Source organism: Streptomyces sp. DH10 (assembly GCF_029813805.1).
Classification (GTDB): domain Bacteria; phylum Actinomycetota; class Actinomycetes; order Streptomycetales; family Streptomycetaceae; genus Streptomyces; species Streptomyces coeruleofuscus.
Genome location: NZ_JARVKU010000042.1, coordinates 1 through 14,651 on the forward strand (window position 1 = coordinate 1; position 14,651 = coordinate 14,651).

At 74.4% G+C, this 14,651-nt stretch carries 16 protein-coding genes; 5 read left to right on the top strand and 11 right to left on the bottom strand.

What is annotated here, in order from left to right; genetic code table 11:
* Positions 1 to 345: 345 nt before the first annotated feature.
* The 4 genes from QC385_RS42505 to QC385_RS42520 form a co-directional block, all read right to left on the bottom strand.
* Positions 346 to 1,062: a DUF4328 domain-containing protein gene (locus QC385_RS42505; protein WP_279546771.1), complete on the bottom strand. Its 717-nt coding sequence runs from the start codon at positions 1,060 to 1,062 to the stop codon at positions 346 to 348.
* A 21-nt stretch (positions 1,063 to 1,083) separates the two neighbouring features.
* The gene (locus QC385_RS42510) at positions 1,084 to 1,449 is read right to left on the bottom strand and encodes a DUF952 domain-containing protein (RefSeq protein ID WP_279546772.1); all 366 of its coding nucleotides are present in this window, start codon (positions 1,447 to 1,449) and stop codon (positions 1,084 to 1,086) included.
* 65 nt (positions 1,450 to 1,514) lie between these two features.
* The gene (bla, locus tag QC385_RS42515; protein WP_279546773.1) at positions 1,515 to 2,471 is read right to left on the bottom strand and encodes a class A beta-lactamase; all 957 of its coding nucleotides are present in this window, start codon (positions 2,469 to 2,471) and stop codon (positions 1,515 to 1,517) included.
* A 14-nt stretch (positions 2,472 to 2,485) separates the two neighbouring features.
* Positions 2,486 to 4,120: a penicillin-binding transpeptidase domain-containing protein gene (locus tag QC385_RS42520; protein ID WP_279546774.1), complete on the bottom strand. Its 1,635-nt coding sequence runs from the start codon at positions 4,118 to 4,120 to the stop codon at positions 2,486 to 2,488.
* 84 nt (positions 4,121 to 4,204) lie between these two features.
* Here QC385_RS42520 and QC385_RS42525 point away from each other — a divergent pair, with 84 nt between their 5' ends.
* The gene (locus tag QC385_RS42525) at positions 4,205 to 5,200 is read left to right on the top strand and encodes a LysR family transcriptional regulator (protein ID WP_279546775.1); all 996 of its coding nucleotides are present in this window, start codon (positions 4,205 to 4,207) and stop codon (positions 5,198 to 5,200) included.
* Positions 5,197 to 6,120: a class A beta-lactamase-related serine hydrolase gene (locus QC385_RS42530; RefSeq protein WP_279546776.1), complete on the top strand. Its 924-nt coding sequence runs from the start codon at positions 5,197 to 5,199 to the stop codon at positions 6,118 to 6,120. Before QC385_RS42525 ends, QC385_RS42530 begins: the two co-directional genes overlap by 4 nt.
* Positions 6,121 to 6,143: 23 nt before the next feature.
* Here the strand turns inward: QC385_RS42530 and QC385_RS42535 are convergent, their stop codons facing one another.
* From QC385_RS42535 to QC385_RS42550, 4 genes are all read right to left on the bottom strand, one after another.
* The gene (locus QC385_RS42535; protein WP_086850379.1) at positions 6,144 to 6,692 is read right to left on the bottom strand and encodes a tellurite resistance TerB family protein; all 549 of its coding nucleotides are present in this window, start codon (positions 6,690 to 6,692) and stop codon (positions 6,144 to 6,146) included.
* Between the two features lie 234 nt (positions 6,693 to 6,926).
* Complete coding sequence (locus QC385_RS42540) at positions 6,927 to 8,816, bottom strand: hypothetical protein (RefSeq protein WP_279546777.1); 1,890 nt, start codon at positions 8,814 to 8,816, stop codon at positions 6,927 to 6,929.
* 88 nt (positions 8,817 to 8,904) lie between these two features.
* Positions 8,905 to 10,206, bottom strand: a complete 1,302-nt coding sequence (locus QC385_RS42545; protein ID WP_279546778.1) for a glycosyltransferase 87 family protein — start codon at positions 10,204 to 10,206, stop codon at positions 8,905 to 8,907.
* 193 nt (positions 10,207 to 10,399) lie between these two features.
* Complete coding sequence (locus tag QC385_RS42550; RefSeq protein ID WP_279546779.1) at positions 10,400 to 10,648, bottom strand: hypothetical protein; 249 nt, start codon at positions 10,646 to 10,648, stop codon at positions 10,400 to 10,402.
* Between the two features lie 232 nt (positions 10,649 to 10,880).
* Between QC385_RS42550 and QC385_RS42555 the strand changes: the two genes are divergently transcribed.
* On the top strand, positions 10,881 to 11,243 hold the full coding sequence (locus QC385_RS42555) for a DUF1304 domain-containing protein (protein WP_279546780.1): 363 nt from the start codon (positions 10,881 to 10,883) through the stop codon (positions 11,241 to 11,243).
* A 10-nt stretch (positions 11,244 to 11,253) separates the two neighbouring features.
* Here the strand turns inward: QC385_RS42555 and QC385_RS42560 are convergent, their stop codons facing one another.
* Positions 11,254 to 11,667, bottom strand: a complete 414-nt coding sequence (locus tag QC385_RS42560; protein WP_279546781.1) for a DUF5994 family protein — start codon at positions 11,665 to 11,667, stop codon at positions 11,254 to 11,256.
* A 132-nt stretch (positions 11,668 to 11,799) separates the two neighbouring features.
* Positions 11,800 to 12,651: a hypothetical protein gene (locus tag QC385_RS42565; protein ID WP_279546782.1), complete on the bottom strand. Its 852-nt coding sequence runs from the start codon at positions 12,649 to 12,651 to the stop codon at positions 11,800 to 11,802.
* Between the two features lie 140 nt (positions 12,652 to 12,791).
* On the opposite strand from QC385_RS42565, the gene QC385_RS42570 reads away from it, so the two are divergent.
* Positions 12,792 to 13,166 carry a DUF6479 family protein gene (locus tag QC385_RS42570; protein WP_279546783.1) on the top strand — a complete coding sequence of 125 codons (375 nt, stop codon included), beginning with the start codon at positions 12,792 to 12,794 and terminating at the stop codon, positions 13,164 to 13,166.
* A 75-nt stretch (positions 13,167 to 13,241) separates the two neighbouring features.
* Complete coding sequence (locus QC385_RS42575; RefSeq protein WP_279546784.1) at positions 13,242 to 13,742, top strand: hypothetical protein; 501 nt, start codon at positions 13,242 to 13,244, stop codon at positions 13,740 to 13,742.
* Here the strand turns inward: QC385_RS42575 and QC385_RS42580 are convergent.
* A complete protein-coding gene (locus QC385_RS42580; RefSeq protein ID WP_279546785.1) occupies positions 13,736 to 14,446 on the bottom strand; it encodes a carboxypeptidase regulatory-like domain-containing protein in 711 nt (236 codons plus the stop codon). The two genes, QC385_RS42575 and QC385_RS42580, sit on opposite strands and share 7 nt — an antisense overlap.
* Positions 14,447 to 14,651 lie beyond the last annotated feature (205 nt).

Genomic DNA, 14,651 nt, shown 5'->3' on the forward strand with positions numbered 1-14,651 from the left:
GGTGAGCGGGGCCTGGTGCGTGCGGCTGCAAGGCGGAGGAGGGAGTCAACGCGATGGGGGCACCGCCCGCGCGAGCGAAGCCGAGCGTGGGGGAGTTGGCGACTGACGACAACGCCGCAGATGCGCGTGCCGGGCCCCGCGTCTGCGACCTGATCCGAACGACAGGCCCTAGGGGGTGTCCGCAAAGTCCCGTCGTCCGCCCGGAGGGCGGGCCTCGCGGCGTCCGGTGCGTGCTCTCGGCGTGCCGGGCGGACGCCCGCGTACTGGTTGTCCGTGGGTGTTCGTCCGGTGCGGCGAGAGGGCGTGCCGGGCGTCGCGGGGCAGGCGGGACTTTGCGGACACGCCCTAGGAGGCGGTCCCGGGGCGCCCTGTCGGTGCGGTCTCGTCCATGCGCTCCTGCTGGGCGGTGGTGAGCGTGCGGATCATGAGGGCGGCGGTTCCGGCCGCCGCCACGATCACCGCGTCGGCGGCGAGCAGGGGCAGGACGTCGGTGTAGGCGCGGGCGATGACCTCGTCCGTGGAGTCGGCGTAGACGAGGCCCACGCCGCCGGCCAGACCGGCGAGCCACAGGCCCCACCACCAGTTCACGACGGCCGGCAGCCGCCGGCCGGGGAAGACCGAGCGGTGGGCGTCCGCGACGATGCCCCGGGGTATCCACAGGTTCACGACGGGGACGATCCAGCCCAGGAGGAGCCACGGAGACCCGTACCGCGGTTCCGCGCCCGAGAGGGCACGGGCATTGTCACGGACGCGGTCCAGCCAGAGCAGGAACGCGAGCGCGCAGAGCAGCGTGACGGCGCCGCCCACGGAGCTGACCTGGTGGTAGGAGTCCTCCAGGGCGGTCAGCGGGCGGTGTTGGCCGCCTCCCTGGTCCGGCGGGCCGGACGCGGGCTGCCCGGCCATGGCGAGCCGGACGTGCCAGACCGCCCGGACCACCCAGGCCAGCGCGGCGAGGGCGAGCGCGGCGACGGCGCAGCGGGCCGCGCCACGGACCGGGCGCAGGGCGGGGCCAGGGGCCGGGTCGGGGGCCTGGGCGGTGACGGGAGTTCCTTGATCGCTCACCCGGTCATCCTGTCGTACCGCTCATCCGTTCGTGTCCACCAGTCCCACCGCCCGGCCCTGCTCGTCCCACCGCACCTCGAGGACGTGGTCGACGGCGTCCCGGTCGAGGGGGCCGTACACGTGCGGGAACAGGGTTCCTTCGTCGACCCCGGGCGGCGGGGCGGGGTCCGCCGCCTCCCACTCCACCCGCGCGGTGAGGCAGGCCTCGTCGAGGGCGAGCACCAGCAGGGGCCGGGGCGCGTCCCGGTAGAAGGCGTTGACGACGGCGAGCGTGGTCGGCTCGTCCGGTGAGCAGTGCACGAAGCCCTCCTCGGCGAGGGAGGCGGGTACGTACGGACCGTCGGGGACGGCGTTCCAGTCGGTGAGCGGTATGGAGTGATAGATCATGGCCCCGTTATAAGCCACTTGGGGACCGGGGGCCTCTGGACCGGGCCCCTCCGGCCCGGGGAGCTCTAGAGGCCCAGGGCGGTGATGGTCCGGGCGGTGGCTTCGGCGATCAGGGCGTTCGAGGGTTCGGCGTCGCGGCCGGGCCGGTCGGTCATGACGGCCAGGACGAGCGGTTCGGTGCGGGGCGGGCGCACGATCGCGATGTCGTTGGCCCTGCCCCAGTCGCCCGTGCCGGTCTTGTCGGCCACCTGCCATCCCTTGGGGAGTCCGGCCCGGATGCGGCGGGCGCCGACCGGGGTGGCGTTGTGCGAGAGCCAGTCCGTCAGCAGCGCGCGTTCACCGGCGGGCAGGGCCGTGCCCAGGAGCAGCTTGTGGAAGTCGGTGGCGACCGCGCGGGGGGTGGTGGTGTCGCCGGGGTCCTCCGGCGGTACGTCGTGCAGTTCCGGTTCGTAGTGGTCCATGCGGCTGACGGTGTCGCCGAGCCCGCGCAGATAGGCGGTGAGCTTCGCCGGGCCGCCGAGGTCGCGCATGAGCAGGTTGCCGGCCGTGCCGTCGCTGTGGCGGACGGCGGCGTCGCACAGCCGGCGCAGCGTCATGCCGGTCGCGACGTGCTTCCCGGTGATCGGCGTGGTGGACCTGAGGTCGGCCCGCGTGTAGGTGACGCGCCGGTCCAGGCCGTCGAGGGAGCGGTGGTGCAGGACCGCCGCCGCGGCCAGGGCCTTGAAGACCGAGCAGAACGCGAAGCGCTCGTCGGCACGGTGGACCGCCGTGGCGCCGGTGCCGGTCGCGAGGGCGTAGACGCCGACGCGGGCGCCGTACTCGCGCTCCAGGTCCGCCAGGCGCGGGCGGTGGACGGGCGGCGCGGGGGTGCGGCGGCTCGGCTCCGGGGCGGGCCGGGTGGTCGTGGTGGTCCGGCCCGCGCGGTCGGTGTCCCGGCCGGCCGTGCCGCATCCGGCGAGGGGGAGCGCTGCCGCGGCGGCCAGGAAGGCGCGGCGGGACGGGGCGGGCGGGTCGGCGGGCATGCGTCGTGTTCCTTTCACTCGGAGTCGTCCGGGACGGCGGCCAGCAGATTGCGGACGACGGGTCCGGCGGAGCCGCCGCCGGTGACGCCCTCCTCGACGACACAGGCGACGGCCACGTTGCCGCGGTGCGCGACGAGCCAGCCGTTGTTGTCCTGGTCGTCGGAGACCTCGGCGGTGCCGGTCTTGGCGCCGATCTCGCCGGGCAGGTCGGACAGGACGCGCGCGGTGCCGTCGGTGACGGTGGCGCGCAGCATCTCGCGCAACTGGGTGACGACCCCCTCCGGCAGCGGGGTCGTGCGGGTGGTGTCCTCGATCCCCTCGGTGAGCGAAGGCTGGTGGAAGGTCCCGGAGACGGCCGTCGCCGTGACGGACGCCATGATCAGCGGGTTGGCCTGCACCCGGCCCTGGCCGATCATCGAGGCGGCCTTCTCGGTCTCGTCCTTCGGCACGGGCACCGAGCCGTCGTACGACGGTGCCCCGACGTGCCATTCCTGCCCCACCCCGAAGTACTTGCGGGCCACGTCGCCCGGCTCCCCGTCGTCGAGCCGGTCGCGCAGGCTGATGAAGGCGGTGTTGCACGACTCGGTGAAGTCCTTGCGGAAGGTGGCGCCGGGGTGCTCGGACAGCTCCACGTTCTGGAACCGCTTCCCCACCGTGAGGTATTTGGGGCAGTCCACCACGTCGTCCGGTGCGACGGCGTCCTTGAGCAGCAAGGCGCTGCCGGTGACGATCTTCCAGGTGGAGCCGGGCGCGTAGGTGCCGGACAGGGCGCGGTTGAAGCCGGACGACGGGGAGTTCGCCACGGCCAGGATCTCGCCGTCGTCGATCCGCAGGGCGACGAGCGCGGCGTTCTTGCCGTCGGCGTGGGTGGCCAGGGCCTTCTCGGCGGCGGCCTGCCAGTCGGCGTCGAGGGTCGTGCGGACCGGGCCCGTGTCCCGGACCGTCCGCGCGCCGAATGTGGCCTCCGTGCGCTCGACCTTCCCGGTGGCCCGGTCGACCAGGTGGATCGCCCCGCGCGGGCCGGTGCCCTCGCCGCCCCCGCCGAGCCGCGCCATGACCGGCCCGAGGGACGGGAACTCCGCACCCGACAGGGCCGTCCCCTCCCGGTCGGTGACCTCGGGAGGCTTCGTCTCCTCCCTTTCGAGGCGGAACTTCTCGGTGTCGCTCAGGCGCGGGTGGACGAGGGAGAGCTTCCAGTCCACCTTCCAGTTGCCGTCGCCCTGCTCGCGCAGCGGCAGCTTCGACTCGTACGTCCAGGTGCCCAGGCCCTCGACGGGCATCCGGGCGGTGAACGGGACGGTGACCGTGCCGTCCTCGCCCTCGGCCGCGGACTCGGCGGTGAGCTTCGGCTTGCCGATGTCGAGGCCGGTGGTGAAGCTGTCCAGCACCCGTTGTGCCGTACCGGGGCTGGTCGTACGGCCGGCCGCGCTCGGCCACCGGCCGGCGGCCCAGTCGGCGAGGAAGGCGCGGGCCTGTTTCCCGGCCGCGGGGTCGGGTCCGGTGTCCCGCTCGAAGGGACCGAGACCGGCCGCGAACGCCCCGCCGGCGGCGACGGCCAGCACCACCGCGCCCGCAGTGACGGCCCTCAGGACCGTCCGGCGCGATTTGCGGCCCCCGGTCGTGACACTGGTGTAGTCGTGGTGATCCATGTCACGAGAACAGCAGCGTCGAGGCATCTTGTCCAAGACCGCTATCGATCTCGGATCAATATCGAACCGATATGCTTACTGCTCGTGGACCTGGTGCGGCACCTGGAGTGCTTCGTGGCTGTTGCAGAAGAGTCACACTTCGGCCGTGCCGCGGCCCGTCTGGGTATGGCCCAGCCGCCGCTCTCGCAGCGCATCCAGCGCCTGGAGCGCCACCTGGGGGTCCGGCTCTTCGAACGCACCAGCCGGCAGGTGGCCCTCACCGAGCCCGGGGCGCTGCTGCTGGCGGAGGCCCGGGAGGTGCTCGCCCGCTCCGAGGCGTTCATGGCCACCGCGCGCCGCGTCCGGGACGGCGAGACCGGCCTGCTGCGTGCCGCGCTGCCGCCGGACCTCTCCGGGGAGACCGTCGCCGCGCTGCTGGCGGGCTTCACCGGCGCGGGCGCGGGCGGCCTGGAGCTGGAGCTGCACGAGTTGTCCACCGCCCAGCAACTCGAACGCTTCGCCGCGCACGAGCTGGACGTCGGACTCATCCACCACCCGTGCGACGTCTCAGGGCTGGAACTGGGCCCGGTACTGCGGCGCGAACTGGGCGTGCTGCTGCCGCGCGGCGCGGCGGCGGCCGGGCTCGACGAGGTACCGCTCGCCTCCCTCACCGGCCACGACCTGATCCTCTTCCCCCGCGCCGGCGCCCCGGCCGTCTACGACGACCTCCTGACCACCTGCGCCCGCAACGGCTACACCCCACCCGCCGTACGCCACGCCCTGGGCTCCAGCTTCGTACGCGGACTGGTGCTGTCCACGGAGGCGGTGGCCTTCGGCCCCCGGGACACGCACGGGCACGCGAAGGAGGGCGCCGAGGCCGCAGAGGGCGTGGACACGGAAAAGGGGGTCGTATGGCGCCCCCTCACCGGCGCGCCGCTGGCCCTGCGGCACTCCGTCGCCTGGCCCGCCGGGCGCGGGGACGCCGCCGTGGCGGCGTTCGCCGAGGCCGCCACGCACGCGCTGCACAGCACCGCCGGCGCGACCCCCGACCTGCCTGCCCGCCCGCTGCACCTGCGCCCGGCAACGGAGTACTGGCTGTGACCGACGCCCTCGCCCGCATCCACGCGGCCTTCGCCGACGCCGGGGTCACCGGCCGGCTGCACGCCGTCGACATCGACAGCGGCGCGCAGCTCGGCGCCGGGGCGGACCAGCCGGTCTGCACCGCCAGCGTCCACAAGCTCTGTCTGCTGGTCACGCTCCACGAGCAGGCCGCGGCGGGGAGCCTGGACCTCACCGAGCAGGTCGACTGCCCGCCCGAGGGCCGCACCGCCGGCCCGACGGGACTCGCCGCCATGCTCGACGGCGCCCGCCTGTCGCTGCGGGACCTCGCCTATCTGATGATGTCCGTCAGCGACAACGCCGCCGCCGACCTTCTGCTGGCCCGCGTCGGTCTCGACGCCGTCAACCGCACCACGGCACGCCTGGGTCTCACCGGCACGCACGCCGTCCACACCTTCGGCGAACTCCTCGCCACCATCAAGGAGGACGCCGGCCCCGGCGGCGCACGGTCGCTGGCCGACCCGCACGTCGTCGCGCGGCTGCGGGCGCTGGACCCGGACCGCACCAACCACAGCACCCCGCGTGACATGACGCGGCTGCTCGCCGCCGTCTGGCGCGACGAGGCGTGCACGCCCGAGCACGGCGCGGCCATCCGCCGGGTCCTCGGGCTCCAGGTGTGGCCGCACCGGCTGGCGTCCGGGTTTCCCTTCGACGACGTCCATGTGGCGGGCAAGACGGGCAGTCTGCCGACCGTGCGCAACGAGGTCGGCGTGGTCGAGTATCCCGACGGGGGCCGCTACGCCGTCGCCGTCTTCACGCGCACGGCCCGCACCTCCGCCCTCCAGCCCGCCGCCGACGCGGTCATCGGCACGGCGGCCCGCCTCGCCGTGGACGCGCTGCGGGCCCCCGAGGGCGGGACCGAGGGGGGCCTAGGGGGCCGAGGGGGCCGAGGGGGCTTCTGATGGAAACCCCCTAGCCGCTGGACTCAGAGCTGGAATTCGGCCGGGGACAGCCCCAGCGTCGCGCAGGCCTCGCGCAGGACCGTCGCCTCGGCCTGGGAGAAGTGGCCGTCGGCACCGGCGATGACCATGCCGGTCTGGATCACGGCCCGGGCCTCGGTGGGCTTCTTGGCGGCCTTGGCGATCTCCTGCATGGCCTCGGCCTTGCCGTGCTGGAAGTTCATCGTCAGCTGGTCGACATGCTTGTTGAAACGCTGCCGCAGCTGCTCCGGCGGGAAGTTCTGGAGCACGTCGTTGCTGAGGATCATCGACTCGACCTGCTGCCGCTCGGCCGGATCCACCTGCCCGTCGGCCGCCGCGACCAGGGCGCACACCGCCATGCTCGCGTCCCGGTAGGCGCCGCTCTTCAACTCGGTCTTCAGCGAGCCGAGCTGTGTCTTCAGTACACCGATCAGCTGGGCCTTGCTGCCACCGCCGGACCTCGTCCCCCCGCTGTGGCCACCGGTGGCGCCACGCCCGCCCTGATTCTGCTGGAGAGCCTTGGCCTGGTCCTTGAGCTTGTCCCAGACTGCCATTGAGTCACCTCGGTAATCGTCGGAAGTCATCTCGCGAACCCGCTCCCGCGCGCTCACTGGCCCAACGCCCGACCCCCGGGCAAAGGTTCCGCAAAACGCGCACCTCTCTCATCACCTGCTTCTCCGGCGCCGGAAACGGCGACTGCCCGCACCCGGTGACCGGGTACGGGCAGTCGTCGCTGTGACGTGATGTCAGGCGCGGTGACGTGATGCCAGGCGCTTACGCACGCCGCGTCACGAGCCGTCGCGGGAGCCGGGCCTCAGGCGCGGGGCGAGGCGGAACGCCGCGAAGCCCACCGTGGCCAGGGCCGCGGCCGCCGCGAGGAGGAAGCCGATGCCGCCGGCGCCGGTCGAGGCGAGGCTGCCGTCGTCGAGGTCCGTCGACGTGCCGCCCGTGGTCGAGGAGCCGGTGCCGCCGGTCGTGCCCGAGGTGCTCGTGCTGGGCGACGGGCTCGGGTCGGCCGAGGCGCTCGGGTCGGCCGTGGGGCTCGGGGACGCCGAGGGCCCGTCACCGGCGACGACCTCGACCGCGAACTGGGTCATGGCGTCACCGACCGACGCAGCGACGGTGTACGTGCCCGTGCCCTCACCGGCGGTCAGCGTCGGGGCCGTGGCCTTGCCCCAGTCGTCGGTCCTGACCAGGACGACCTGCTCGCCGTCCTCGAAGCGGGGAGCGTCATCGCTGTCGTCCTCGACCCGGAACTCGACCTCCGTGCCGGCCGGGGCCGTGGCGCCCGACCTGAGCACACGGGCCTGGAGGGCCTCCGCGAAGTCCTCGCCCTGTTCGGCCTGCTGGTCGTCACCGCCCGCTACGGTCACGGTGTAGGACGACTTCTTCACCTTCACGGTGAAGACCGTCGAGGCGCCGCCGGCCTCGGCACGGACCGTGAACGCGCCTTCCTTGTCGTTGCCCGCCTGGAGCGGCGCGGACCGGGCGCGGCCCCGGGCGTCGGTCGGCACGGCCAGCTCGGTGGTGTCGGCGCCGTCCTTGACGAAGAAGGAGGCGCCGAGCTTGTCCGGGTCCTCGACCGTGAAGGTGACGGAGGCGTTCTCGACCGGGTCGCCGGCCTTGTCCCGGGCCACCACGGCCACGGGGTCCGCGCCGCCGCCCGGCGGGACGGTCTGGCCGCCTCCGGAGGCCTGGGTGAGCTCCGCGATCGCGGAGGTCTTCCACTGGAGGACGATCCGCCCGTGGCCGGAGCGGTCGGTGTTGACGCCGCCCTCGGCGATGCCGCCGCGCACCGGTTCGTCGGAGGCCTGCCAGAAGGGGTCGTTCTCTGCCGGGGCCTGGGTGCGGTCGCCGCTGAGCAGCCGGGCGCCGGTCACCCGGTCCGGGTCGGCGTAGCCGCTGCCGCCCGCGCCGCTGCCGGCCGCGCCCCGGGCCTCGTCCGTGCCGCCGCCACCGCCGCCGCCCGCGTAGCCGGCACCGCCGCCTCCGCCCTCGCCGCCCGAACCGGAGCCGCCCGCACCGCCCTTGCCGCCCGCGGACGCGTCGGCGCCGGGGGTGCCGTTGCCGCCGCCCGCGCCGCCGGTGGGACCGGCCGCGCCCTTGCCGCCGCGCTCCGGCTTGGTGCCGTCCTGGCCGCGCTCGCCGCCACCGGTGCCGCCGTGGCCGGACTCCGGGTTGCCGTACCCCCCGCCGCCGCCACCGGCGGCGATGAGCAGCGGCTTGCCGTCGCCGGTGCGGACGCCGCTGCTGTTGCCGCCGGCCGCGGCGTGCTTGCCGCCGCCCGCGCCGCCGAGCGCGTCACCGAAGCGCTGGACGCCGACCGCGAGCGACAGCCGCTCCCCGGGCGTGACGCTGAGCGTGCCCGCGGTGTAGCCGCCCGCGCCGCCGTTGGCGGAGGGGGTGCCCTCGCCGCCCTGGCCCCAGGCCCGCACGTCCAGCGCCGTGACGCCGGCCGGGACCTGGAACTCCTCGCGGGCGCCCGTCGGATCGAACAGCCGGCAGCCGGAGAACCCCTCCGTCGGCGTGCAGGTCTTCCCGGCGAGGGCCGCGCTGCCGGCGGCCGTGGCGACCGGTACGCCCGTCAGGGCGGTGCCGGCGGTCAACGCCACGAACGTCAGGGCGGCGGCGCCGCGCCGGAATCTGGCGCGGCGCAGCACGACGGAATCGTGATGCATCAAGGAAACTCCCCCACTTGTCACAAGCTCCCCCCTGGGAGCCGTGCATCGCTCGATCAGAATCGAACAAGACCAGTGAGACAGCTGATCAAAGTTGAGGCTCATGGGCAACGGAGAATCGGCCATGTGACGGCAGAAAGCGGTCACGTCGGAACCACGCGGCCAGGACCAGCGGATAGACGAGGTAGCCGAAACGCGTGGCCGGCATCAGGCACATGGCCAGGGCCAGCCCGAGCGCCACCCGGTCCGCCGCGGCGACGACCGTGCGCGGCGGCCGGGCCAGGAGCCAGATCGCCATCCCGACGGCGGTCGCGGCCAGCGCCGCCACGGCGATGGCGCGGCCCCCGGGCACATGGGCGGCGAGCAGGTGACCGGGCAGCGGACTGGTCGCCGGTGATCCGGCGCCGGCCGCGCCGAGCGGGAACAGCACCACGTGCTCGACGAACGCGTGCGGATCGACGAGCGCGAACGGCACGACACCGGCCGCCGCCACCGCCAGGGCCGTCACCGCGGCACGGACGGCGGCCCGGCGCCCCGCGGTCACCGCGAGCAGCACCAGCACGACCGGCAGCAGCGGCCAGGCCGTCCACTTCAGCGCCGCCGCGGCCCCCATCGCCGCCCCCGCGCCCACGGCCCCGCCGCTTCGCCCGGCCAGGGCCAGCCCCAGACACATCAGCCCGATCACCGGCAGATCGACCCCGCCCACCGCCAGCGCCAGCGCGACGGCCGGACAACTGGCCAGCAGCAGTGCGGGGTTGACCGGGTCGGCCGGGACCGCCGTACGTGCGGCGGAAAGTACCCCGTGCCTCCAGCCCCCGCGCACCCGGCCACCCCCGGGCCGGGCCGCCACGGCCAGCGCGCCCAGGAACACCGCCGCGAACCACAGCCGGGCGTCCGTCAGCGGGATGTCGCCCAGCAGGGCGTGGGGGAGGCCGAGCAGGGCCATGCCCGGCAGGTACGGGTTGAAGTCGTCCACGAGCGACGGATGCGGGGCGTAGGGACTGCCGGTGGCGAGCAGCAGGTCGCCGGAGTGCTCGACGACACCGACCTCCGACTGGGCCGTGCCCAGCACCGTCAGCACCGCCAGCGGCAGCAGCACCGAGCCCGCGACCGCCGCGAGCGCGCTCGCCCGGCCCCAGGCGTACGGAGTGCGGCCTGCCAGGACCGCCGCACCCGCATAACCGAGGGCCGCACACACACCCCACACCCGGTGGGCGGGCAGCGTCGTCACCACGGCCAGCGCGAGCGCGAACACCGCCGACCCGGCCCAGTAGAGGCCGTCCCGACGGCGCGCTCCGCGCGGGGTCCGCCGCAGGCCCTCCCGGTGACGGAGCGCGCGTGGGGCGGGGACCGCCGGCGCGCTCGACGCGGACTGGAACTGAAGGGCCATGGCCGTGCTCCTGTGACAGGGCGGAGGGACGGGCCCTCACTCACCTCTGCCACGGGGTCGAGGACCGACCCTCAATCTCCTGCCGGGACCGGTCCCGCCACCTCGGCCGAACGGCCACCGCTCACGACCACGCGAGCCACTCCCTCGGCCGAACGGCGGACCCGGCCCCGAGATCCTCCACTCCCGGCCCTCGTCACACCGCCTGCGCGTCCGCCGCGATCCGCAGGGCCTCCACCAGCTCCCGGTACAGCGCGTCCGTGGCGAGCAGTTCCCCGTGGCTGCCCCGGGCGCGGACCCGCCCGGCCTCCATCACCACGATGGTGTCCGCGTCGATCACGGTGGACAGCCGGTGTGCGATCGTCACGACCCCCCCGGAAGCCGCGCGGGCGCGGACGCACTCCTGGACGGCGGCCTCGGTCAGCCCGTCGAGCTGGGCCGTCACGTATCCCCAGTCCTACGGTCCGCCGAATGCGCGACGTTCCGGATCGGCCCCGACCCGCGCCTGGCGGGAAGGCCGGGCCGGGCTCCCGAGCGGCACACGCGGGGACGCGACGGCCCGGACCGGCCTTCCACTGCCCGCAATCTGCCACCCGGCGCCCCGCGCCGCCTCCCGGGCGGGCCCGAACGAGGACGGCCGGGCGAGGGCGGCCGGGGAGCCTGCGATGATGCGGCCCATGTCGACCCTCGCCACCCTCGCGGTGCTGGCCCTCGCCGCCCTCCACGCCTACATCCTGGTGCTGGAGATGTTCCTGTGGACCACTCCGCGGGCCCGCGGAGCCTTCGGCACCACCGCCGAGTTCGCGGAAGGCACGAAGGCCCTGGCCGCGAACCAGGGCCTCTACAACGGCTTCCTCGCCGCCGGCCTGCTCTGGGGCGCGGTGGCGTCCGACCCGGTGGGCTTCCAGGTCTCGGTGTTCTTCCTGGTGTGCGTCGCGGTCGCGGGGGTGTACGGCGCGGCCACCGCCAGCCGGAAGATCCTCTTCGTCCAGACCGTCCCGGCGCTGGTCGCCCTGGCGCTGGTGCTGCTCGCGCACTAGCTCCCCGGCGTCACTCGCCCTCAGTAACGGCCCGCTCCATGAGTCCGACCGCCTCCTCCTCCGCCGTCGCGGGCGGCACCACCAGCAGGTCCCAGCGGCCCCGGCCGGGCGCGAGCAGGCAGACGGTGTCCGGGGTGGCCGGCGAGTCCCTGCGGCCCACGTGGACCTCCTGGCCGGCGACGTCCAGGTGCTCCGGGCAGTCGAGCCAGGTGTCCCCGTGGACCAGGACGCTGCTGATCCGGCCCCACGAGCGCGGCAGCACGGCCAGCAGGCCGGGCAGTTCCGCGGCCAGGTCGTACGACCGGGGCCACCACGCCCCGTCGATACGGCGGGCCGTGCGGCCGAGGCGCGGCTGGACCGCGAGTCTCAGCCGGACCTCGGAGGGGGCCGGGAAGGGCGGCGAGGGCGAGGAGGCGGACGTCATCGGGACTCCTGCTGCGAACGGGGGGCGTGGCCGGGAGACCGCCGGCCACCGGTTGCGGAATACCCCCGGTTCTTCCACCGTACGCCGCGGAGCGGCACGGGAGCCGGGGCCGCCCGCACCGCCCGGCGTCGGTCAGAGGCCGTAGCGGCTCTTCAGATGGCGCCAGAAGTCGCGCAGCATCCACTTGTCGAACTCGGTGATCTGCGTGGCGCTGCCCGCCTTCATCAGGAAGCAGCACTGGCCGGTCGGCGACCAGTCGTAGAAGTCGTCGAGGCCGAAGGTGTGGCCGACCTCGTGCAGGTAGATGTGGATGTTCTCCTGGTTCAGGGCGCCGGTGAAGTACTCCTGGCCCATGCGCTGGCCCCAGTCACCGCCCGCGCCGCCGCCGAAGCCCTTGGTCAGCCACAGCGACTGGTCGTAGTGGCGGGCGGCGCCGCCCGGGCACTTCGAGTAGTCGCCGTTCTGGTGGAAGAAGCGGCCGCAGTCGGGAGCGCACTGCGGGGCGCCGCCGCTGTCGAGGATGCCGGTGTAGATGTCGACGGAGTTGTCGGTCCACTGGAGCGTGGAGCGGTTCTTCACCGCCCAGCCGACGATGTTGACGGGGACGTTCGTGTACGGCCAGGCGTTGTGCCCCTTGCCGTTCTCGGTCATGGCCGTCATCCACTTGCCGAACTGCTTCTTCAGCGCGGCGTGGATCCGGTCGCGCAGGGCGGCGCTGACCGGGGCGTCGGACTCCCAGCGGACGCAGTAGTTGACGCTTCCGCGGTTGGCCATGACCTGGTCCCAGCCGTAGTTGCGGAAGCCGTACAGGTTGCCGTAGGTCGACTCGACGTGGTTCCACACCTCGTTCAGGGGCTGGACGAGGTGCGCGGGCGGGTTCCACTCGTCGGCGGCCTGCGCCTTGCCGCTCGCCATGCCGGGGGTGGCTAACGCCGCCGCCAGCACGGCGAGCACGGTGAGCAGCCGTGCGAGGTGTCTGCGCATGGTGATCTCCCTCGTGTGGGGGTACGGGGTATCACCGTCTGGTCGTCGCAGGCCCCGCGAAGGTTGCCCGGTCCCGGGGCGGATGCCCAGGTGTGGACATTGCGGGCGCTTTATCGCATTACGTCGGCGATAATCGGAGCATGAGTACGGCAACGTATGAACTGCTGGCGGCGTCCTCAGATCACGCGGTCGCCGTGACCATCGCCTTCATCGGCGGGGCGGTCATCGCCCTCGCGCTGATCTGGGCCGTGCGGGTCGGGATGCGGGTCATGGACAAGGACACGCACCACCCCTCCCCCGAGGAGCAGCCGCATCTCCCGGCCGGCGGGCCGGTCCGTGAGATGCGGGAGATGCGTGAGCCCGACGAGATGCCGGTCGTGACGCGCGACGGCGAGCGGCTGCTGCCCCATGAGCTGCACCACGCGAGCACCAGGACGGGCAAGGACCAGAAGCCCCGCCGCTGGCTGCCCGGATCCAGCGGATCGTTCGGCGGCGGCGGCATCGGGCACACGTGACGCCGCGGGCCTCGGGGACACGGGATGCAGGGGCGCCGTGAGGCCGTAGGACGTCCGAAGGAGCAAGGAGGCGACATGGCTGCTGCCGCTGCGGCCCGCCACCACCGGACGCGCTGGGCGACGGGCGGTGCGGCGCTGGCGCTCGCCCTGTCCGCCGTGCTCACCGGCTGCGGCGGCGACAGCCCCGCGGACACCGCCCGCGAGGCGGAGTCGGCGGTCGGGTCGATCGCCTCGCAGGCCTCCGAGGCGGTGGAGTCGGCCACGGCGGAGGCCGGACGCCGGCTCGACGACATCCGGGGCGGCATCGACGTCAAGGGCGATGTGAAGGTCGGCGCGACCACCGTCGGCTCCGACGACCGGGCCCGCGCCGAGGTCACCGTCGACAACACCGACGACTCGGCCAGGTCCTTCGCCGTCCAGGTCGACTTCGACGACGCCGGGGGCCGGCTGGTCGACACGGTGATCGTCACCGTGGAGCACGTGCAGGCGGGCGACTCCGCCACGGCCACCGCCCGCAGCACCCATGACCTGTCCGGCGAGGTCCGGGCCGAGGTCGCCCGGGCCGTGCGCTACTGACCGGAGCCGGCGTCCGCCACGGAGATGTCGATCTGCTCGCTCATGGCGCTCACCCCGTTCAGGGTGGCGACCGCCTGGAGCCGGTTGGCGCCCGCCGGGAACGCCGGGCCCGGGGTGCAGGACCAGGTGCCGTCGGGAGCGGCGGTGGTCGCGCACGCCTCCCGGTCGTCCTTTTCGCGGACGGTGATCCGGGCGCCGGCGTGCGCCGTACCGGCGATCGGCGGCCGCCCGTCCAGCGGCACACCGGACAGCGGACGGGTCAGCGTCGGCCCGGTCAGACCCACGGTCACGGTGCACCGGCCGGCCTCCTGCCGTACGCCGTGCACGTCGGTGATCAGCAGGACGCAGTCGCGCAGCCGGGTGCCGGGCACGGCGTCGTCGGGGACCGCGAGGACGAAGGGGAACGTACGGCCCTGCCACGCCTGCCCGGCCGCGTCGCCGGCGACGGTGTACGTCCCGCTGCGGCCGTCGGCGGCGATCCGGCCGAGGTAGCCGGGCGCGTCGAGCGGCGTGGCCGTCACACGGGCGCCCCGGGGCGCCGTCAGCGTCAGCGTGGCGCCCGGCGCGGCGCCATGGGAGCCCGCGACCTCGACGATGCCCTCCCGGCCGGGTGCGATGGTCGCGGTACCCCACAGCTCACCGTCCCGGGCAGCCGCCGACGGGCCGGGCCACGCGAGCACGCCCGCGAAGACGGCCCCCGCCACGGCTGCTGTCTTCCTGGACCTGCTTCATGGCGGGCGGGGCTCCCTGTACGGACGTCGACGGCGCTCTGCCAAGCGATTCTCCCGGGGTGTTCCCGCAGGTGGCGCCTGTTGCTGGGCCGTGCGGTTGGCGGACGCCGGGCGCCCGCACAGCGGTGGGGCGCCCCGCGCAGGCGCGTACGGCGGAGGGCACGCACCGGCCGCCGTG

What these genes read in the sequence shown, in the direction of transcription:
- QC385_RS42565 (WP_279546782.1), bottom strand. Translation starts at nt 12,651, where the DNA reads ATGCGCAGACACCTCGCACGGCTGCTCACCGTGCTCGCCGTGCTGGCG.
- QC385_RS42510 (WP_279546772.1), bottom strand. Translation starts at nt 1,449, where the DNA reads ATGATCTATCACTCCATACCGCTCACCGACTGGAACGCCGTCCCCGAC.
- QC385_RS42555 (WP_279546780.1), top strand. Translation starts at nt 10,881, where the DNA reads ATGTCGACCCTCGCCACCCTCGCGGTGCTGGCCCTCGCCGCCCTCCAC.
- bla (WP_279546773.1), bottom strand. Translation starts at nt 2,471, where the DNA reads ATGCCCGCCGACCCGCCCGCCCCGTCCCGCCGCGCCTTCCTGGCCGCC.
- QC385_RS42520 (WP_279546774.1), bottom strand. Translation starts at nt 4,120, where the DNA reads ATGGATCACCACGACTACACCAGTGTCACGACCGGGGGCCGCAAATCG.
- QC385_RS42535 (WP_086850379.1), bottom strand. Translation starts at nt 6,692, where the DNA reads ATGGCAGTCTGGGACAAGCTCAAGGACCAGGCCAAGGCTCTCCAGCAG.
- QC385_RS42570 (WP_279546783.1), top strand. Translation starts at nt 12,792, where the DNA reads ATGAGTACGGCAACGTATGAACTGCTGGCGGCGTCCTCAGATCACGCG.
- QC385_RS42560 (WP_279546781.1), bottom strand. Translation starts at nt 11,667, where the DNA reads ATGACGTCCGCCTCCTCGCCCTCGCCGCCCTTCCCGGCCCCCTCCGAG.
- QC385_RS42545 (WP_279546778.1), bottom strand. Translation starts at nt 10,206, where the DNA reads ATGGCCCTTCAGTTCCAGTCCGCGTCGAGCGCGCCGGCGGTCCCCGCC.
- QC385_RS42575 (WP_279546784.1), top strand. Translation starts at nt 13,242, where the DNA reads ATGGCTGCTGCCGCTGCGGCCCGCCACCACCGGACGCGCTGGGCGACG.
- QC385_RS42540 (WP_279546777.1), bottom strand. Translation starts at nt 8,816, where the DNA reads ATGCATCACGATTCCGTCGTGCTGCGCCGCGCCAGATTCCGGCGCGGC.